Annotated in this window: 22 protein-coding genes; 6 read left to right on the top strand and 16 right to left on the bottom strand. The window is 39.1% G+C overall.

Annotation, left to right across the window (positions count from 1 at the left end):
- Positions 1-4: 4 nt before the first annotated feature.
- The 11 genes from PTRA_RS18250 to PTRA_RS18200 form a co-directional block, all read right to left on the bottom strand.
- Positions 5-742, bottom strand: coding sequence for a DUF1365 domain-containing protein (locus PTRA_RS18250; protein ID WP_058375051.1), 738 nt, complete (start codon positions 740-742; stop codon positions 5-7).
- Complete coding sequence (locus tag PTRA_RS18245) at positions 735-1,991, bottom strand: NAD(P)/FAD-dependent oxidoreductase (RefSeq protein WP_058375050.1); 1,257 nt, start codon at positions 1,989-1,991, stop codon at positions 735-737. Before PTRA_RS18245 ends, PTRA_RS18250 begins: the two co-directional genes overlap by 8 nt.
- Entirely contained in the window at positions 1,988-2,698 is a 711-nt protein-coding gene (locus tag PTRA_RS18240) for an SDR family NAD(P)-dependent oxidoreductase (protein WP_058375049.1), read from the bottom strand. The genes PTRA_RS18245 and PTRA_RS18240 overlap by 4 nt, the downstream gene beginning before the upstream one ends.
- A gap of 2 nt (positions 2,699-2,700) precedes the next feature.
- Positions 2,701-3,129 (bottom strand): nuclear transport factor 2 family protein, encoded by a 429-nt coding sequence (locus PTRA_RS18235; RefSeq protein WP_058375048.1) that lies wholly within the window; start codon positions 3,127-3,129, stop codon positions 2,701-2,703.
- A 1-nt stretch (position 3,130) separates the two neighbouring features.
- Complete coding sequence (gene phrB / locus PTRA_RS18230) at positions 3,131-4,537, bottom strand: deoxyribodipyrimidine photo-lyase (RefSeq protein WP_058375047.1); 1,407 nt, start codon at positions 4,535-4,537, stop codon at positions 3,131-3,133.
- Positions 4,537-5,490, bottom strand: coding sequence for a YbgA family protein (locus tag PTRA_RS18225; protein WP_058375046.1), 954 nt, complete (start codon positions 5,488-5,490; stop codon positions 4,537-4,539). The genes phrB and PTRA_RS18225 overlap by 1 nt, the downstream gene beginning before the upstream one ends.
- Positions 5,491-5,514: 24 nt before the next feature.
- Positions 5,515-6,189, bottom strand: a complete 675-nt coding sequence (locus tag PTRA_RS18220; protein WP_058375045.1) for a ChrR family anti-sigma-E factor — start codon at positions 6,187-6,189, stop codon at positions 5,515-5,517.
- Complete coding sequence (locus PTRA_RS18215) at positions 6,182-6,805, bottom strand: sigma-70 family RNA polymerase sigma factor (RefSeq protein WP_058375044.1); 624 nt, start codon at positions 6,803-6,805, stop codon at positions 6,182-6,184. The genes PTRA_RS18220 and PTRA_RS18215 overlap by 8 nt, the downstream gene beginning before the upstream one ends.
- A 69-nt stretch (positions 6,806-6,874) precedes the next feature.
- Complete coding sequence (locus PTRA_RS18210) at positions 6,875-7,453, bottom strand: LON peptidase substrate-binding domain-containing protein (protein WP_058375170.1); 579 nt, start codon at positions 7,451-7,453, stop codon at positions 6,875-6,877.
- Positions 7,454-7,672: 219 nt separating this feature from the next.
- Complete coding sequence (locus tag PTRA_RS18205) at positions 7,673-7,945, bottom strand: hypothetical protein (RefSeq protein ID WP_058375043.1); 273 nt, start codon at positions 7,943-7,945, stop codon at positions 7,673-7,675.
- A 216-nt stretch (positions 7,946-8,161) separates the two neighbouring features.
- Complete coding sequence (locus PTRA_RS18200; protein ID WP_058375042.1) at positions 8,162-8,503, bottom strand: hypothetical protein; 342 nt, start codon at positions 8,501-8,503, stop codon at positions 8,162-8,164.
- 169 nt (positions 8,504-8,672) lie between these two features.
- On the opposite strand from PTRA_RS18200, the gene trhA reads away from it, so the two are divergent.
- Positions 8,673-9,302 carry a PAQR family membrane homeostasis protein TrhA gene (gene trhA / locus PTRA_RS18195; protein WP_058375041.1) on the top strand — a complete coding sequence of 210 codons (630 nt, stop codon included), beginning with the start codon at positions 8,673-8,675 and terminating at the stop codon, positions 9,300-9,302.
- Positions 9,303-9,419: 117 nt separating this feature from the next.
- On the opposite strand, the gene PTRA_RS18190 is transcribed toward trhA, so the two are convergent.
- Positions 9,420-9,737: a CcdB family protein gene (locus tag PTRA_RS18190; RefSeq protein WP_058375040.1), complete on the bottom strand. Its 318-nt coding sequence runs from the start codon at positions 9,735-9,737 to the stop codon at positions 9,420-9,422.
- On the bottom strand, positions 9,737-9,982 hold the full coding sequence (locus tag PTRA_RS18185) for a type II toxin-antitoxin system CcdA family antitoxin (RefSeq protein WP_058375169.1): 246 nt from the start codon (positions 9,980-9,982) through the stop codon (positions 9,737-9,739). The genes PTRA_RS18190 and PTRA_RS18185 overlap by 1 nt, the downstream gene beginning before the upstream one ends.
- Before the next feature lie 311 nt (positions 9,983-10,293).
- On the opposite strand from PTRA_RS18185, the gene PTRA_RS18180 reads away from it, so the two are divergent.
- Positions 10,294-10,923, top strand: a complete 630-nt coding sequence (locus tag PTRA_RS18180) for a trimeric intracellular cation channel family protein (protein WP_058375039.1) — start codon at positions 10,294-10,296, stop codon at positions 10,921-10,923.
- A 283-nt stretch (positions 10,924-11,206) separates the two neighbouring features.
- Here PTRA_RS18180 and PTRA_RS18175 read toward each other — a convergent pair whose 3' ends face one another.
- Positions 11,207-11,689 carry a thioesterase family protein gene (locus PTRA_RS18175; RefSeq protein WP_058375038.1) on the bottom strand — a complete coding sequence of 161 codons (483 nt, stop codon included), beginning with the start codon at positions 11,687-11,689 and terminating at the stop codon, positions 11,207-11,209.
- A gap of 425 nt (positions 11,690-12,114) precedes the next feature.
- Between PTRA_RS18175 and PTRA_RS18170 the strand changes: the two genes are divergently transcribed.
- Together PTRA_RS18170 and PTRA_RS19180 are read left to right on the top strand one after the other, a co-directional pair.
- A complete protein-coding gene (locus PTRA_RS18170) occupies positions 12,115-13,740 on the top strand; it encodes a sodium:solute symporter family transporter (protein WP_058375037.1) in 1,626 nt (541 codons plus the stop codon).
- A gap of 9 nt (positions 13,741-13,749) precedes the next feature.
- Positions 13,750-13,881, top strand: a complete 132-nt coding sequence (locus PTRA_RS19180; RefSeq protein ID WP_011330067.1) for a putative transporter small subunit — start codon at positions 13,750-13,752, stop codon at positions 13,879-13,881.
- A gap of 157 nt (positions 13,882-14,038) precedes the next feature.
- Here PTRA_RS19180 and PTRA_RS18165 read toward each other — a convergent pair whose 3' ends face one another.
- Complete coding sequence (locus tag PTRA_RS18165) at positions 14,039-14,344, bottom strand: MGMT family protein (RefSeq protein WP_058375036.1); 306 nt, start codon at positions 14,342-14,344, stop codon at positions 14,039-14,041.
- Positions 14,334-15,236: a LysR family transcriptional regulator gene (locus PTRA_RS18160; protein ID WP_058375035.1), complete on the bottom strand. Its 903-nt coding sequence runs from the start codon at positions 15,234-15,236 to the stop codon at positions 14,334-14,336. Before PTRA_RS18160 ends, PTRA_RS18165 begins: the two co-directional genes overlap by 11 nt.
- Before the next feature lie 124 nt (positions 15,237-15,360).
- Between PTRA_RS18160 and PTRA_RS18155 the strand changes: the two genes are divergently transcribed.
- Both PTRA_RS18155 and PTRA_RS18150 read left to right on the top strand, forming a co-directional pair.
- The gene (locus PTRA_RS18155) at positions 15,361-16,443 is read left to right on the top strand and encodes an efflux RND transporter periplasmic adaptor subunit (protein WP_058375034.1); all 1,083 of its coding nucleotides are present in this window, start codon (positions 15,361-15,363) and stop codon (positions 16,441-16,443) included.
- Positions 16,444-16,445: 2 nt separating this feature from the next.
- Entirely contained in the window at positions 16,446-19,526 is a 3,081-nt protein-coding gene (locus PTRA_RS18150; RefSeq protein ID WP_058375033.1) for an efflux RND transporter permease subunit, read from the top strand.
- Positions 19,527-19,550 lie beyond the last annotated feature (24 nt).

Here is a 19,550-nt window from a genome sequence, read left to right as displayed (position 1 = left end):
TGCTTTATGGCTTACCTGAGTGGCCTAAAAAAGGCACTCTTTTAATAAACAACTTTAATGCTTGATAATAAATACCCTTAAAAATTGACCAGGTCATTGCCGGAAAGCGTTTAAGCAACCTACTTACTTGTTGCTCAGTTAGCTCATAGCGTTTTAACCTTAGTGTAGCGTCGAATAATACCTGCTCGTCGCGTATATTTTTAATTTGTATGAATGCTTTATCCTGCGTTTGTCGAATATGCCAGTGGTAGTTCATGTCCAAGTCCATAAAAGGTGATACGGAAAAAGTTTTCTTAAAGTTCACTTTTTTTTCTAACGGAACTAAATAATAGTGGCGTTCATTCCAAGGTGTGTTGCTAACCTCTGCAATCATGTAGCTAAATTTTGTTTCGTTATCGCCAAAAAAATAAAAATTTACTGGGCTAAAGTAAATACCTAAACAGCGTAATTGCCCCAGCATATAAACATGGCTAAAGGTTTGTTTAACACCTAGCTTTGCAAGGTGTTTGTGCGCGCGCGCTACTAACGAAAGGGTATTTAATTGAGGGTCTTTATTTAGGTAGTCTGCTTGGTTAAATTTAAGAGCTTTAAAACCTGAACTGCCCAATTGGCTGTGCACATCGTTTAATTGCTGTGGGTTATTTAAATCAACCCACATCATGTACAAAGGGTAACTAAAGCTATGGCTTTTAACCGCAAAACGGCGATGTTTTACATCGCCTAAATATACAGCGCTAGTCAAATTCAACCCCTAGCTGTTTTGCAACATCTACACCACTATGCACACCATCTTCGTGAAAACCGTTATACCAATACGCACCACAAAAATAGCTATTGTGTTGCCCGTCAATGCTGTGTTTTTGCTGTTGTGCGGCTATCGACTCTTGGTTAAATACTGGGTGATGGTAAGTAAATTCACGTAATATTTTACTCTTTTCTATCCCTTGTAGATGGTTCAATGTTACACAAAACTGCGTATCTGACTGTAACCCTTGAAGTATATTCATTTGATACGTAACAACAGCCGCTTTATCGGTATTATTATTGAGTAAATAATTCCAACTAGCCCAGGCTGCTTTTCTGTCGGGTAATAAATTAGTATCGGTATGAAGCACCACTGAATTTTCGGTATAAGGAATAGCGCCCAACACTGACTTTTCTTGCTCGCTGGCATCGCTCAATAACGCTAACGCCTGATCTGAATGACAAGCAAATATCACTTTATCAAACTCGCTTTGCTCACCATTAGCAAACACAATGGTTACTTTATCGGCAGCTCTAGTTACTGATTTAATATCAGTATTGAGCTTGATTTTGTCGGCAAAGCCTCTAATTAGCGGGTTAATATATTGACGAGAACCACCAGGTATTACATACCATTGTGGCCTGTTTACTACATCTAATAAGCCATGATTAAAAAAGAACTTAACAAAAAATTCAACGCCCACATTTTGCATTTCTTTAATGCTGGTAGACCAAATAGCAGCGCCCATAGGTAAAATATAATGATATTTAAAAAAGTCGTTAAAATTATGTTCACTTAGTAGCTTACCTAAAGAATGATCTGCTTTATAGGTGCCTTGCTCGTGTATTGTTTTACATAATTTATTAAACCTAACTATGTCGTACAGTAAACGCCAAAATTTAGGTCTAAAAATATTACGACGCTGTGCAAATAAACTCGTAAAGGTATGGCCGTTGTATTCAAAACCTGTGGCATCGTTATGCACACTAAAACTCATTTCTGTTTCTTGCTTATCAACGCCAATACGCGCTAGTAGCTTTTCAAAATAAGGGTAGGTTCTGTTATTAAAAACAATAAAGCCGGTATCAATAGCGTGTTCAATGCCATTAACTTGCACATCAACCGTTGCCGTGTGGCCACCAATATAATTGTTTTTTTCAAATAGGGTTACATCGTAATGCTTATGCAATAAATGCCCACAGGTTAAACCTGAAATGCCGGTGCCAATTATAGCTATTTTTTTCAACGCGCTAGTCCTTTTGCAATTTTGAGCCACAATGGCAATGGTAATATGCGTAGTGCTTTTAATATAAGTGTAAAACGATACGGAAAATGCACTTCTTTACGGCGCTTGTGTATGCCTTTTATCATGTAGTCTGCCGCTTTTTTCGCCGTAACGGCCATAGGCATAGGAAAGTCATTTTTATTCGTTAGAGGCGTTTTAACAAAACCAGGATGCACTAAGGTTACATCAACGTCATTTAAATCAATTGCTAAACTTTTAGCCAAGTAGCTTACACCTGCTTTAGATGCGCCATACGCCTCTGAGCGCGGTAGTGCTAAGTAGGTTACGCTTGAGCTGACTAGCACCAGCTGGCCACCGCTATTTATTTTAGGTAATAAAGCTTCTAAGCAATACCCCATAGCCAGTAAATTAACGCTAATGACCCGCTCAAATAAGGCGCTGTCAAAATTTCGTGCATCGTCAACGTATTCGCAGTTACCAGCATTGAGTATGACCCGATCAAAATGAGCAAAGCCAATGGTAGCCGATTTTATTTGTTGTAAGTTTGTGGCATCAAATTGGCAGGTTTGAATATTGTTATGCTTAGCAAGCTCAGCTAACTTTTCACTGTTTCGACCGCAAGCAATAACAGTATCGCCCTGCTCAGCATATTTTATTGCTAGTTGCTCGCCAATACCTGAGGTAGCACCGGTAATAAGTGTGATCATAATTAGCCCGCCCTTTTATCTATAAGCCTAATAACACTGCCTAATAAAGGAATATGCTTATACAGCAGCTCGCCTACGTTAAAATAGTCGCGGTGCTCAATTATTTTGTCACCGTTAAATGTAAGCTTACTGTGCCCCTGCACAGTAATGGTGTTTCCTGAGGCTAATTTAGGATGCACATAATACATACTCCAATACACAAAGGCGCTATTGGCAACACTAAACGAGTCGGTTATATCAAACTGGCAATGCGTAACATTGCTATACAAATTAGCAAAGTATTTACGCAGATCAACAATGCCATTAATGTTGTGCATTGGGTCGGTAAATTGTATATCGTCGCAGTAAATTTCACTTAGTAAATCAAGGTTACTATTATTAAGTTTTTGATATATATCTACAAACTTATCTACTGGTAACTGGTTATCCATATCATACCTTAAATGCTGCTAGGGCACGCTCTCGCGCCGCTTTATGATCAACAATTGCTGGCCAGTAACACGAACCACTTTGCCCCAATGAGGCTAAATAACTATGTGGAAAGTGAATGTGTTTATCTGGCACGTTTTCAAGCTCTGGTATGTATTTACGAATAAATTCGCCGTTTGGATCAAAGCGTTCACTTTGTCTTATAGGATTAAAAACTCTAAAGTAAGGCTGTGCATCGCACCCCGTACTTGCCGCCCACTGCCAGCCACCATTATTAGAGGCCAAATCGCCATCTATTAGGTGTTGCATAAAAAAGCGCTCGCCTTTGCGCCAATCTATAAGTAGGTGTTTAGTTAAAAAGCTAGCAACCACCATGCGTAAACGGTTATGCATCCACCCGGTTTGCAACAATTGCCTCATGGCAGCGTCAACAAGCGGGTAACCTGTGCGGCCTTCGCACCATGCTTTAAAGTCGTCATCGCTACTGCGCCAAACTACCGCGTTATACTTTTCGTTAAAGTTATCGCCACGCGAAAGCTTTGGAAATTGCGCAATTAAATGCCTATAAAATTCACGCCAAATAAGCTCATTAACCCAAGTAAAGGTTTTGCTTTTCGAAGTGCTTAAAATATCGGGGTAGCGCTGCTGTATATTTATTAATAATTGCTTAGTACTAATAATACCTAACGCTAAATAAGGGCTGAGGCCTGAGGTGCCTTTAATACTGGGAATATCACGGTGATCGTCGTAACTTGTTAGTTTATCGCAAATAAAGTTATCAACTACAGTGGCCAATGTTTTATCATCAACAGGCCATTTTTCAGAGCTGCTATCGCCTTTGAGTAAATTAGCTTCATTTGTGCTTAACTGCTCAGCGCCGCTAACGTGCTCTACAGGCCACTGCGGCAAAGAAAAATGCACCTCAATGTACTGCTTTAACCAAGCGCGTTTAAATGGCGTAAATACTTTGTACATTTCATTGCTTTGGTTTTTAACGCTACCTACCGGGGCAATTAAATCGCCTTCGTACAAAGTAAACGTAATAGAAAGCTCATCGCACTTTGCTAAAATAGCTTTGTCGCGGTTTACTTCGTTTAGCTCATACTCGGTATTAGCAATTACCTGCTGAACATTATTAGCCTTACAAAAATCAATGAGTTGAGTTTCGCAATCAGTAAAGTATGGTGCGTCAATAATGTGTAAGGTAATACCGTGATCAGCAAGTTGCTGGTGCAGATAAGTAATACGACGTTTAAGTAAGTCAATTTGTATTGGCGCGGCTTGATGCAGCTGCCATTGTTTTTCGCAGATAAAAAAAACAGCGTGTTTAGCGCCATTATTAAGCGCTTGAATTAGCGCCTCATTAGAAAAAAGGCGCAAATCGCGCCTAAACCAAAATAGTGTGTTCATTAAATACCGTAGCGTAGTTTTAGCTCATGAGGATAAGGATTAAAAAACACTTGTTTTTCAAGATACTCATTAGGGTGAACTTTTAAATGATGCTTTAACAAAGTAAGTGGCACGTAAAGAGGCACTAAACCCTCGCTGTATTCATCAATTGCTTCTCGCATCTCTTGCTTTTCGACTGACGATAAATCTTTTTTAAAGTAGCCCTGTAAGTGCATTAAGGTATTACAATTATTTTTGCGTGAAGCCGGTTTTTTAAGGCCATTCATCAAACCTAAAATGTACTTATCAGCAAGCTCAGTTACGTCATCACCTAAAAACGTGCCCAACAGATGACCTAGGTCGCGGTAAGCTTGATAATTATGAGCCATTAACAAGTATTTATATTGCGAATGAAACTGGGTTAAGCGATGAACGTTCAGCGGTTGTTGTATTAATTTTTGCCAATTTTTAAATGTATACACTCGCATTACAAAGTTTTCACGCAAGTGCATGTCGTTCAGGCGACCATTTTCTTCGCACGGTAATAATGGATTGTGTTTCATTATTTGCTCTGCAAAAAAACCAACACCTTCTGATGTGTTACCAGTGCCCGCTTCGTTGTATATTTTAATACGTTCCATACCACAGCTTGGGCTTTTAGCACAAAATACAAAGCCGCTTAACTCTTTAGCTTGTTCGGTAGCTACTTTAATACCATAGGCAGTAAGTTGTGGCCCAACATCGCCAGAACCATCAGGGCGACACACTTTTATTGTATCGCCTACTCGTACTTGACGAATAGTTGGCCTTGGAATAGGTAAACCCACCGCAACCTCTGGGCAAAAGCGCGTATATTCAACATGCTTTGCAAACTCATCCATACAAAAGTTTGAGCGTTTATGGCCTGTGTCAAAACGCACTTTTTCGCCTGCTAAACAGGCACTAATGCCTATTTTAATTGTATCAGCTTGCATAATATCCCTAATAAACTGTTTATATTAGTAAATTAAATTACCAATTGGGTTAAGTAACTTACTCAGCCCTTTATTAAAATGTAGCGCACTACTGACTACTGTAAAGCATAAACAGCCTTCTTTTGTTACCGGTGTGTGCTGATGGCTACCATCTTGCCAAATAAAGTCGCCCGGTACGTAGCTACCCTCTTCGTCGCTAAACTCGCCGTTTAGTAACAAAGTAATCTCAAATCCGGTATGAGTATGCTCTGGTATTTCGCCACCAGCAGCAATGTGCAATAAACTGGTACGTAATGGGCCATCATCTAGGGCAACGCGCGAGCGTGCTAATTTGCCAACTTGCGTAAATTTGCTGTGCGATATACGTGTTAAAGCACGCGGCAGTTGATAATTTTGCTGGTTTATTTCAACAGCAATTGGTTCAACTTCGTATACTTCATCAATACTGGTATCGCTGGTTATTAAATCAAATAAGCTTGAGCTTTCTTGCTCAAAATAACCATTAGTATCAGCATCTGCTTCTATTGGTAATGCATCATTAAACACTTCGGCTGCATTCTTAGCTTCAAGCTTTGTCACTTTTGCTTGGCATACCGGGCACATATCTACGTGTATAGACACTGCTAAACTTAACGAGGCGCTAAGTGATGCACTGCAATATTGTGTAAGTAAGGTATCACTCGGGTGATGTTTAATCATGCTGATCTCCCATTTCATTACGTAATTTTTGCAAGGCTAAACGTAACCGTGATTTTACCGTGCCTACTGGAATATTAAGTTGTTGCGCAAGTTGTTCTTGCGACATATCTTGAAAATAAACACCTCGTACTACTTCTCGCTGAGCTACTGGTAGCTTTTCAAGGTAGCGTTTAATTTGCTTATCTTCTAAATGATCTGTGTATTCGTGATGTGAATTTTGCGATTCGTTCAATAACGGCCAAATATCTTCGCTGATATTTTCTTCTTTATTGCTTTTCATTTTGCGCAGCATATCAAACGAAGCGTTTCGCATTACCGTATAAACCCAAGTAGTCGCAGCCCCTTTGTCACTATTGTACAAATGTGCTTTACGCCAAACCGATGTTAGTGTTTCTTGCACTAACTCCATTGCTTGAGCTTCAATACCAAATTGCTTGATACCAAAACGTTTAATTTTTGGCGAAAAATATTCAAATAAATAAGCAAATGCTTTTTTATCGCGGCTTTGTGCAACATCAATTAATGCTTGCATCAATTCCTTACTTGGCGTTTCTGGCATGGCAGTATACTTACCTGTATTAGGTTCACAACGTAGTGATTGTTGTTGACTTACCATAGTAATTTATCCCGTTATTGCTTTAGTACTTGTAAATACGGGCAATAATTAAATAAGGATCAAATTAAATTAGGCAAATTCGTTATTAATCACAGTATGGAGGAAACTTAGTAAGTTATCAAAGTTAGTTTCAAACGCAAGTTGCTGTTTTTTCTCAATAGATATAGGTAACAGCTCAAGCCAGCGAGCAGCAACCCAAGTAAGCTCATCAAAATAGGTTTGTTTATATAATGAACTAAGCTCTGGGTTATTAATAAACACTTCGCGTAGCGTGTCTTGTAGGCGTTTATGCTCGCCAATATTATTGTTTGCCTCTGTGTACCAATAAGGCGTATTACAGTTCGACATTAAACCGTAGCGCAGTTCTTGCTCGTCTTGAAACACATCGTTTATTTGCACACTTTGAGTAGCACACACATCTATAAGCAGCATGCCATTATCATCTTGATCAAAGTCAATAATGTTCATTAGGCAACCTTGGGCGCTTATATTAAATGGCGTGTCGTGCTCAAAACTACAAAGCACAAAGCCAATGTTTTCTTTTAAAGCGCTTTTAACCATATTTAAATAGCGAGGTTCAAATATGCGCAAACGCGTATAACCGTCAGGAAGGATAAATAAGGGTAATGGAAAAATCGCACGTTTCATAAAGTCTACTTGTTTAAAACATTCTGCCTTCATTTACGTGCGCTTTAACTAAGTCGATCAGCTTTTATTAAACCAACGTTAAATATTAAACCACGCTCCCATACTTTTAAGTAATTGCACCGAATAATAAGCACTGATCATACTTATAACCGGCGCAAGCATTAAAGCAAATAATCCAAATTCACTGCTCATAGGGTTATTCCTTATAATTGGCGTATATTATTGCGCTGGTTTAACGGTATCTTCGGTTTTAATTTCAGCTTGAAGATCGGCAATTAATGGCTCACTTAACCAGCTACCTAGCATAGTTTCAGTATTAAAAGTAAGCGTGTCTTTTATTGATTTTTCAAGCTCTATGGTGGTTTGCGATATATAGCTGGTAATTGTTTGTGTGAGCATATCAGTTACATCAAGGTCAACTTCGGTTGCTTTTGCTTGCAACGAACCTAATACTAATAAACTTGCCATAGCGATTTTAATTGAATGTTTCATAATGGATTTCCTTGTTTGTGTATTGTTTCGACTCAATTACATATTCAAGGGATGTGCCACACTAAATTAAAATCATAACCGATTGTTTATACAATACATTTACAAAGTAGCAGCCGCACATAAAATTCAGCGTTGGTTAATATAACTAATTAATTTAACTTTTCAGCTAAATTTTAGTTAATATAACACGCTGTATTTATGCGCTAATACCGCAGTTTATTTAACCGCCTTTTTACCTAACCTGTAAGCATCTACTATGCTCAAAAACCAAATAACCAACATTAAGTAAATATACTGGTATTGCCCTAATACTGCACAGTGCGCTGATGGGTGCTTTACTGCTGCCAAAATATCATCAAAGCTAGCACCGCCCCTTGTGTTTACTATGTCATTAGCTATGCATTGCGCCATTGCATACGCATCTTGTAAAGTTAACAGTAGTAAAACCGAAAATACTCCCGCAAAAATAGCGCCTATTAAACGCTTTTGTAACGCAAAGTGCCCAGCACCTGGGTAAATTAAAGCGCTAAGTAATGCTGCTTTAAAGCTTTTTTGCATAATTTTCCTTTAAGTAACAGTTGAGTGTGTAGCCTATTTTGTAGTAAAACATATTGAATTAATGAGCCTTTAAAGCAAGCGAAAGTTTGCCCTTATGTTTGCTTATAATAATTGAAAGATTCAGCGTACACACGTACACTGAAAACAATTAAAAGTGGTAGGATCAGTTATGTCATCGAATGCGCCCTATTCGCGTAAAGAAGAGCAGCTCAATGTAATTAGCCATGCAATAGGTGTGTTATTTGCTATTTGGGTAATGTGGGATCTGTTTAATCAATCAAGTAGCACTAAAGCCTATATAAGTGCAACGATTTATAGCACCAGCATCTTTATTTTGTTTTTATCATCTACTTTATATCACGCCAGTGTACAACCTAGGCTCAGGGCATTTTATAAAAAGTGCGATCACTGTGCTATTTATATTCTTATTGCCGGTACTTACACCCCCTTTTTATACCTGTCGCTAACGGGTGTTTGGTCTTGGGCAACCCTCGCCTTTATTTGGTCTGTGGCACTTGCTGGCGTAGCGTATAAAACTTTAGTTCACAATGGTAATAAAAAAGTCTCCCTTGCCACCTACTTACTGATGGGCTGGTTTGCACTCGCCATTATTTATCCGCTTTACTTAGTTATTAATGTAAACGCATTATATTGGCTACTCGCCGGCGGCATTTTTTACAGCCTAGGCACAGTATTTTACAGCGCCAAAAACACCCAATTTAGCCACGCCATTTGGCACTTATTTGTTATTGCAGGCTGCGTTTGTCACTATGTGGGGGTTAGTCGTTATGTGTATTGAAGGGATCAGGGTAAATTGATATATGGTAGTTAAGAGTGATAAGCGCATGCTGGTTAAAGTTAAACTTAGCCCTCTTTTGGTGTGTTATAAACCACTAAAATCGTGTTCAGTTAGATGTTATATGCCCGTAATAGCAAAGTCGATCGCTGCAATAATCTCATCTCTTAATGACACAACTGATCCAACAGGGTCTTTGAGTAATTTAGATGGCATCGAAGCAATCTGAGGAGTGAGTAAAACATATTGTTCATCTTCATACTTAATCAATGGAGTTAAGCCATCCATTTGCTCACTTCTAAAATGATTGAATTTTCCTAATGGAATCACAATTCTTGTTGTAATGTCGCTAATTAATGCATTTTGAATATCAATAATAAACGGGTATGCTTCACGACTTTTTTTACTTGGATTTATATATACGTCAAATTGCGACATTAAAACTCTCTAAACTCATCACCAAAACATCCTTTCTCCTCGACAAAGTCATTGTAGGCTTGTATGGCATTTTTATTTTCTTTCACCCACTTTTTAGCTTCAATACTTTTCAATTTATCTTTTAATGATTGCTCTAAAGTCGCAGATAAATTGATGTTAAGTGCTCTTGTTTTTTTTAGTAAATCACTATTTAAACTAAGGTTTGTTGCTTTTTTGGGGGCATTAGAATCGTATAATACTTTCATAACAAGTCTCCAAATAATAATTGCATTAAGTATGCGCACTCTAATACGCATTGTAAAGGGCATATAAGAAGCAATCAATCGGCAACATAAAATGCTGATAATAATTGGCACTTAGCAACCAATCGATAATGCAAAACGCCTAGGTTAATTGATGCTGCCTTTTTTCGTTGGGTTTCGCTGCGCTCAAACCAAGCTACTTAATTTCATATTAAAGCTATTGTTGTGGGGGAGTGTTCAGCAAAAATAAATTTTAAATACACTACACTGTTTACTAATTCTACTTCCCTTAATTATGGTAAGGAAACCACACCATGGCGTTTGAATACTTTCATTTTATGAGTTTAATTGGCGTGGCCTTTTTTGCTATATCGGGCACCTTATTAGGCCATGAAAAAAACATTGGGGGGTTTGGTGTTGTAGTTGTAGGCTCAGTTACTGCGCTTGGCGGCGGAACACTGCGCGATATATTATTAAATCAGCCGGTGTTTTGGATTGCAGAGCCCGATTATTTATACGCCACCTATGGCGCAATATTTATTGCCGTGGTGTTTATACGCCATTTACCGCACGTATCTAATTATTACATGCTGCTAGTTGATGTATTAGGCATGGCTATATTTAATATTGTTGGCATTGAAAAGTCGTTAATTGAAGGCACTACCATGATAGTTGCCATTACCATGGGTATGACTACCGGTATATTTGGCGGGTTAATGCGCGATGTAATTTGCAGAGAAATTCCACTAGTGATGCGCGAAGAGCTCTACTCTACTGCATGTCTGTCGGGCGGCTTAACGTATGCAGCGTTGTTTTTACTCGAAGTGTCTTATATATGGTGTATTTTAGGCTCCTTGTTTATTACCGTGTTTTTACGTTTGGGCGCACTGCATTGGGGTTGGCAGCCAAACATATTTAGAAAAAGAACGGTTAAAAATAAATAACATTAAAAACTAACCGGTTTGTGTTTCATTTTAGCGCCAGCTTATACTCTGCCTGCCGCTAAAATAAAATCACCATGAAATATAACTAATAATATTATGTAACATGAACTCTGGTTAAGAGGTTTACTTACGTATTGAGTCATAGTTAAATTTATTTTTTCTAGCCAGAGGTTTTCGGTGAAAAAAAATGCGAATTTACGCGTCAATAGCTGGCCTATTGCAAGTAAATTCAACGTAGTTAGCGCTAAAAATAGCTGCTTGAGATAGATTTGTTATTTAGGGTTCAAGTTATGCCGGGTATTTTAATTTTACTGCCTACTTTAGCGGGCTTGGGTAGTTGGCTAAATTGCTGCTCTATTACCTTTAAACGCTGTAGTACCTCACTTGGAAATGGCGACACTCGCCTGGTTGCTAAATCAATATGCAAATCTAAGTGCTCGCCCGCAGCGGCGCGATACCCTTTATTGGTGCAGTATATTTCATGAAATGTATGAATACGCTTTTCATCAACGTATAACAGCCAAGACACAACCTCAATTTCATCGCCTTCGCACAACTCTCTTTCAAAAATACAATGGCTCTCTACTAATGCTTTACTGCAGTTATTTGCATAACGGTAACGCTCACCTAAATCCAGATGTTCGGTAAAATCTATATGCGCATCGTAAATAACTAAACCATAATACTTTGTATTCATGTGGCCGTTAAAATCAACCCACTGGGTGGGCACTGTGGCTGAATATTTTTTAAATGGGTAGAGCGACATTTTACTTCCTTTTAGGATAACGATAAGGCCTAAGTTGCTATTGCTGTATTAACCAATCACTGAAAAACTTGCTGTGTAATTACATTCAATAGCCGTCCTGTTGGTTGTTATTCGTTAGCGGAAAATTGATTTATATTAAATATTAAGCAGCACCAATTTCAGCATTTAATACTGTAAACCAAGCTAAATCACATAACATCCTCCATTTGTGTTAACATTAATTTCTTATGTGGGCGTTTTTGCTTACATTCTTCTTACTGATGATCGTATCAGCTATTTTTTGCTACTAGTTTTATTAAGCTAATTTATAAAGTTTTTAGTAGCCCTCTAATTATTTACGTGCGTTTTTAACTGCGTAAAATAAATAATAACCGTCACCTTATTACCCCTATTGTAATGACGAGTGACGCAGCGAAGGAGTCAAAATGTTTCAGTTTAGTACCAGCACTATACTGCTGGTTTTATTTGCTTTTTATGGTTTAACCTTTTTATTCACGCTAAGTATTGGCAAAAAACAAGAAAATGCCGATGGCTATATGGTTTCCAACGGGTCAGTTGGATTTAGCATGTCTGCAGCGAGTATGACAGCGACATGGATATGGGCAGCGTCGTTTTATGCTGCTGCAAGTTCGGGGTATAAATATGGTTTATCGGGGGCAATCCATTACGGTTTTTGGGGCGCACTGATGATTTTATTTATTTACCCCTTTGGTAAGCGCTTTAGGGAGCTTGCGCCAAATGCGCGTACCTTAGCCGAAATTATGCATGCGCGGCATGGCAGTGCTAGCCAAATGATTTTAGCCTCTTCAAACATAGTCGGCAGTATAATTAGTTTAATGGTTAACTTTACTGCAGCCGGTGCGCTGGTAGATATTTTATCACCACTGAACTTTACCGAAGGGGTATTAATTGCAGGCTCTGGCGTGCTTATATACACTTTTTGGTCGGGGTTTCGCTCCTCAGTTTTTACCGATTTTGGCCAGCTAATGGCTATGATGCTCGCCGCTGTGGTTATTATTCCTATGCTATTTTTTGAGCTCGACGGCCCCGACCTATTTACTCAAGGCATGAGTAATTTAACAATAGAACAAGCTGACTTTTTCTCAACTACTGCCATTTTAGAGCAAGGCGCGCCGTTTTTTGTTGCGGTGCTTGCGTACGCTATTGGTAATCAAACTATTGCCCAACGCTTATTTGCTGTACGCGAAGACTTAATAAAACCAAGTTTTATTACCGCAACCATAGGTTATGGCTCTATTGTTATAGGCTTAGGTATGCTGGGTTTACTGGCGTTACTAGCTGGCGTGCAACCTATAGACGGTGATTTAAATAACCTAATTCCGCAAATGGCTGCAACCTACCTGTCGCCTATTATGGTGTTGGTATTATTTGTGATGATTATTGGCTCGCTTTCATCTACCGCCGATTCTGACTTGTCAGCCTTATCGGCAATTATAATGACCGACGTATACGGTAAACACTTAAGTAAAAACAATCCTAACCCTAAAAAAATGCTTTGGGTTGGCCGCTTTACTATGGTTGTTGCCACCATGTTAGGCGTTATATTTGCAAGCCTTAAACTCGATATTCTCTCAATGCTAATTTTTGTTGGCGCACTGTGGGGCGCAATTGTGTTTCCGGTTATTTCTAGCTTATATTGGGATAAGGTGACAAATCTTGCGTTTACTGCCGCGGTAACCGGTGCGTTTTTACTCTTTATTATCGCACGTTTTGAATGGCTAGAATTAACTGGCGCTGTCGCGTTGTTTTTTGAAGTAATAGCAAGCGTAGGCGGCGGTGTTGTTATTGGCTTAATGTGTTTTGGCTTTTTTGGCCGCACTGCTGGGTTAATTTTGGGCGCAATAACAGCCGTAATATTACTGTTTTTTACTTTAGGTTTTTTACGCGACTATATTGTATTGCTAAGCTCACTGACCGCTTACGGTGCCAGCGCTATTATTTGTGTAGTGCTTACCTTAACCAGCAACAAAAGCGCGTTTGATTTTGCTTTAATTAAGCAACGTGTTGTTGAATTTAGTGACAATAAATAAGGAAAAATTATGTCTACAACATTACTTACTATTTATGTATTAATTTGGCCTGTGATTGCCTTTGGTGTATTTGTTATTTTACTTTGCTCACTTATTAAAGATCTTAAAAATGCGAAACAAAAAGGCAAAAACTTAGTGTAAAGCATGCACTTTACACAGTAACTAGGGCAAGTATTTAACTTGCCCTTTTTAGTGCGCTAAGCCCTTAGTTATAAACACTTTAACGCTCGCACTATTTTAACACCGCACTCATTGAGCAAGTAGCTAAGTAAACAGCTGGCAAATTAAACTTATTATACTACTGCCATTGATACACGCGCATATTCACTCGCTCATCTTTAAATGCAATACCTTCTAATAACAGCTTTTGTCGCTGCTCTTTATATTTGTTACTGCCTATTGGAAACGATATTTTACCTTGGCTGTTTACTACTCTATGCCAAGGTATTGTTGAGTCGTTGGGCATTAGCTTTAATAACCGCCCCACTAAACGCGCATTTTGCGGATACCCCGCAATAGCGGCTACTTGCCCATAACTTGCAACTTGCCCTTTAGGAATACTACCAATAACGGTATAAATAAGCGTTTCTTTATCAATTTCCATGTTTTTTCAAATACGCCTGGCTAAGTTGAGTAAACTGCTGCCAAATAGTACGTGCTACTGGCCCATGGTGGCTAGAGTGCTGCCTAAAAACGCGAATTTGCGTGCTAAATTCATGCTCGCGATCAGTTATGCTGACTTTTTGTAATAACCCCGATTTAATTTCTTCAGCGCAATGCTCTAAGCTGATCATCGCCCAACCAGCGCCCGATAATAAAAACGATTTTAAGCTCGATATATCGTCAATTTTCATCATTGCTGGGCCTTTAGAATAAGACAATCTATCACTGTCTATACTCAGGCCGCTTTCAAACATGGCTAAACACGGGTACGACTGCAATTCACTGTAACTAAGTGTGTTGGGTATAATATTTTTTGCGCTAACAATACCAATGTCGAGCTTGCCTATGGGCAAGCTTTCTAAATCGCCGGTAGCATGAAACAAGTCAAACCAAGGGCCTATGCCAAGCTCTGCTTGGCCATTATTAACCTGCTCCAACGAAATAAAACGTTTACCACTGGTTAAACTAAACTCAGTGCTATTAAATACTCTAAAAGTATTACTTATGATCTCATTGTAGCTTTGCACATGGCATATTTGTTCATAACAAATTCTAAATTGCGCTTCATTGCCCAGTGCCAGCTCCTTTGCAAGTTGTGCAAGCTCTTCATTGTTATTGAGTAGTTGTTTAGCTTGGCGATGAAAAATCCGCCCTTTTTCGGTTAATTGTAAACGGTATTGCGAACGGTCGAGTAGCGCAAAGCCTATTTTTGTCTCTAAACTTTTAATAGCTAACGTAAGCGCTGGCTGCGTTTTGTGTAGTTTAATTGCCGCTGCACTTAAGCTTGCGCTTTGTACAATGGCGTCTAATATTTGTAGCTGGTTGAGTTTCATAGCACTGCTAATAACAACATAAGTAAAACTTATTGAGTTTCTAAAATTTAATGAATTTTATTTTATATGTTTGCGGAGTATGCTGCACTGACTTTATTTAGCTTTTAATTTTCATGGAGAAAATATGCACCTCTTACGTCTATGTGTAGTAACGACGACTTTACTTGGTTTAATAGCCTGCTCTGAGCCTGAGCCGCAAGTAAAAGAAGAGCCAATACGCCCGGTAAAGTTATTTAATATTGGTCACGATTCGCAAATTAACATTCGCAGTTTTCCTGGCGAAGTAGTTGCAAATCAAGGCTCTTACCTTGCATTTAGAGTAAGTGGTGAGCTGGTTGAGTTTCCGGTATTAGCGGGTGAGCATGTAAAAAAAGGACAACTATTAGCTAAGTTAGACCCTGAAGATTTTCAGCTGCAATATAATGAGCGTAAAGCCCGCTACGAGCTGGCTAAATCACAATTAGGGCGCATTGAACAACTATTCGAAAAACGCATTACCAGCCAATCAGAGCTTGATCAGGCTGTTGCTAACAAGCAAGTTGCCGAATCGGCCTTTAAAATTGCACAAACAAATGTGGAATATAGCCAACTAAGAGCGCCGTTTGCGGGCACGATTGCTAAAGTATTTGTAAAAAACTTTGAAAGCGTACAAGCAAAGCAAAATATACTGCGCTTAGAAACCCGCGATTTAATGGATGTTGAAATTCAAGTACCTGAAAGAATTGTGGCGCGCTTTATTAAAGGAACTCAATACCAACCAACGGTTATTTTTGACGGCTATCACGATAAAAAATACACACTCACACTTAAAGAGTGGGATACCCAAGCAGATCCTGCCACATTAACGTATAAAGTTGTGTTTTCGCTGCCTGTGCCAGAAGACTTTAACTTACTTGCCGGTATGACTGGCCGCGTACTTATCGATTTAAGTAAAGTAACGCAATCACAAACCGCGTACACTATTTTGCCCAACGAGGCAGTGTTTTCTGATCCGCAGCAATCTATTAGTGATAACGCTTATGTATGGCTATATAACGAGCAAACCGGCCAAATACATAAACAAGCAGTAAAAGTGGGGCAATTACACCGCGATGGCATTGAAGTACTCAGTGGAATTAAAGAAGGACAGCAAATTGTTTCTGCCGGTGTACATTCACTAAAAGAAGGTATGAAAGTACGCCCATGGAATAAAGAGCGAGGCCTGTAATTATGAGCTTTGCACAACTATCTATAGAGAAAAAAGTTATTAGTTGGATGTTTACCCTATTGCTACTTATTGGCGGTGGTGTTTCTTACTTTGACTTAGGGCAATTAGAAGACCCTGAATTTACGTTAAAAAAAGCTATGGTTATCACCATGTATCCTGGCGCGTCGCCACAGCAAGTAGAGGAAGAAGTTACTTTTCCTATTGAAAATGCAATTCAACAATTACCCTACGTTGATTACGTTACCTCTATTTCATCAAATGGTAAGTCGCAAATTACCGTAGAAATGAAAAGTAACTACCGAAAACAAGAGCTAAGACAAATTTGGGATGAAATGCGGCGTAAAATTAACGACCTCAATCCATCTTTGCCCAGTGGTGTATACGCCAGTAAAATTATTGATGACTTTGCCGATGTTTACGGCGTAATGTATTCAGTAACTGGCGACGGCTATTCGTACGACGAGCTTAAAGACTACGTAGACTACCTTAAACGCGAACTAGTATTGGTTAAAGGCGTAAGTAAAGTAACTATTGCGGGGGAGCAACAAGCGCAAGTAATGGTTGAAATTTCTACGCAAAAACTTGCTCAATTAGGCATAGCGCCCAGTCATATTTTTCAATTATTACAATCGCAAAATACGGTTTCTAACGCAGGTAAAATTAGGGTGGGCAGTGAGTCTATTCGCTTACACCCTACTGGCGAGTTTAAAGATGTAAAAGAGCTAGAAACCCTGCTTATTTCTAAATCGGGTGCCAGCGAGCTAATTTATTTAGGTGATGTAGCTAAGGTTTACCGCGAGTATGCCGAAGTACCCAACAATATTATTCGTTACAACCAACAACAAGCATTGTTAATTGGCGTGTCGTTTATGTCGGGCGTTAATGTGGTTGATATAGGTAACGACATTGACGTGCATCTTGCGTCATTAGAATACCAGCGGCCACACGGAATTAAAATTAATGCTGTTTATAATCAACCAAACGAAGTAGAAAAATCGGTAAACGGCTTTATTGTTAGCCTAGTTGAAGCGATTGCTATTGTAATTATAGTGCTACTGCTGTTTATGGGAGTTAAAAGTGGGCTATTAATTGGCGGTATTTTACTGCTTACCGTTTTAGGTACTTTTATTTTTATGAAGTTATTTGCTATTGATTTGCAAAGAATTTCGTTAGGTGCGCTGATAATCGCACTTGGTATGCTTGTTGATAATGCCATTGTTGTTACCGAAGGTATTTTAATTAACCTAAAACGTGGGCAAACTAAGCTAAGAGCCTCTATTAATATTGTTGAACAAACTAAATGGCCATTACTTGGGGCGACTGTGATTTCTATTACTGCATTTGCGCCTATTGGTTTAAGCTCCGATGCCAGCGGTGAGTTTGCCGGTAGTTTATTTTGGGTATTGCTAATCTCCCTTTTATTAAGCTGGATCACTGCCATTACCCTCACACCATTTTTTGCCAATTTAATGTTTAAAGAAACGCAATTAAACGCTGATGGCGAGCAAGAGTATGACGACCCATATCAAGGTTTTATATTTACCAGTTACAAAGCCAGCTTAAACCTTGCTATGCGCTTTAGAAAAAGCACCTTAGTTTTAATGTTAGTACTGCTGTGTAGTGCTGTTGTTGGTTTTGGCGCTGTAAAACAATCATTTTTCCCGGCATCTAATACGCCAATGTTTTATGTAGATTACTGGCAAGAACAAGGCGCTGATATTCGCTCAACGCTTGAGGGGATTAAAAAGTTAGAAGCGTTTTTACAGCAAAACCCGCTCGTTACTGAAATAACCAGTACTGTTGGCCAAGGTGCTCCGCGCTTTATGCTTACCTATGCACCTGAAAAATCATACCCCGCGTACGGGCAGTTGATTATTCGTGTAACTGACCGCGAAGCGGTTGCCACTGTTATGCAAAAAGTACGAGATTTCGCACAGCACAATCCGGTTGCCGCACAGCTTAAAGTTAAACCTATGGAAATAGGCCCTTCAACTGATGCAAAAATAGAAGCGCGTTTTTCTGGCCCAGATCCAGTTGTACTAAGAAAACTATCTGCTCAAGCCAAACATATCATAGCGCAAGATACCGGTTCGCATAATATTCGTGATGATTGGCGGGCACGTAGCAAAATGATTCGCCCACAGTTTAACGAACAAAAAGCGCGCCGTTTAGGTATTAGTAAATCAGACCTTGATCAAGTGTTGCTTACTAATTTGTCGGGTAAGCAAGTGGGTGTATATCGTGATGGTACCCAATTACTGCCTATTATTGCACGCTCTCCTGCTAACGAGCGCTTAAATGTAGAAAGTGTACACGACCTACAAATTTTTAGCCCAGTACTGGGAGTGTTTATACCGGTAACTCAAGTTGTTGATGAGTTTGTGGTTGAATGGGAAGACAGCTTAATTATGCGCCGCGATCGTAAGCGTACTATTACCGTTATGGCTGATCATGATGTATTAAGTGACGAAACGCCGGCTAAACTATTTGCACGTATTCGCACCGATATCGAAAACATTGAGCTGCCACGCGGTTACGAAATGCAGTGGGGTGGCGAATACGAGTCATCGAGTAAAGCTAAAAAAGCTATTTTTGGCTCATTGCCAATTGGTTACTTGGCTATGTTTGCAATTACAGTATTGCTGTTTAACTCTGTTAAGCAGCCTTTAGTTATTTGGGCTACTGTACCACTGGCAATTATTGGGGTAAGCGCTGGGCTATTGGTCATGAACGCGCCATTTAGCTTTATGGCATTACTAGGATTACTAAGCTTAAGCGGTATGTTAATAAAAAATGGCATAGTACTCGTGGATCAAATAAATCTTGAATTATCTGAAGGTAAAGCGCCATACCAGGCAGTATTCGATTCAGGAGTAAGCCGTGTACGCCCTGTTGCTATGGCTGCAATTACTACTATATTGGGGATGATTCCCCTGTTATTTGATGTGTTTTTTCAATCAATGGCGGTTACCATTATGTTTGGTTTAGGTTTTGCTACCATATTAACTTTAATTGTAGTGCCAGTACTTTATACCATAATATATAAAATTGAATATCAGCCATTTAAAGCTCGAATTAAATAAAGTAAATAAACTCTTATTAAATTA

The sequence above is a fragment of the Pseudoalteromonas translucida KMM 520 genome (assembly GCF_001465295.1).
Lineage (GTDB): Bacteria > Pseudomonadota > Gammaproteobacteria > Enterobacterales > Alteromonadaceae > Pseudoalteromonas > Pseudoalteromonas translucida.
This window is presented reverse-complemented; position numbering and strand designations above follow the sequence as displayed.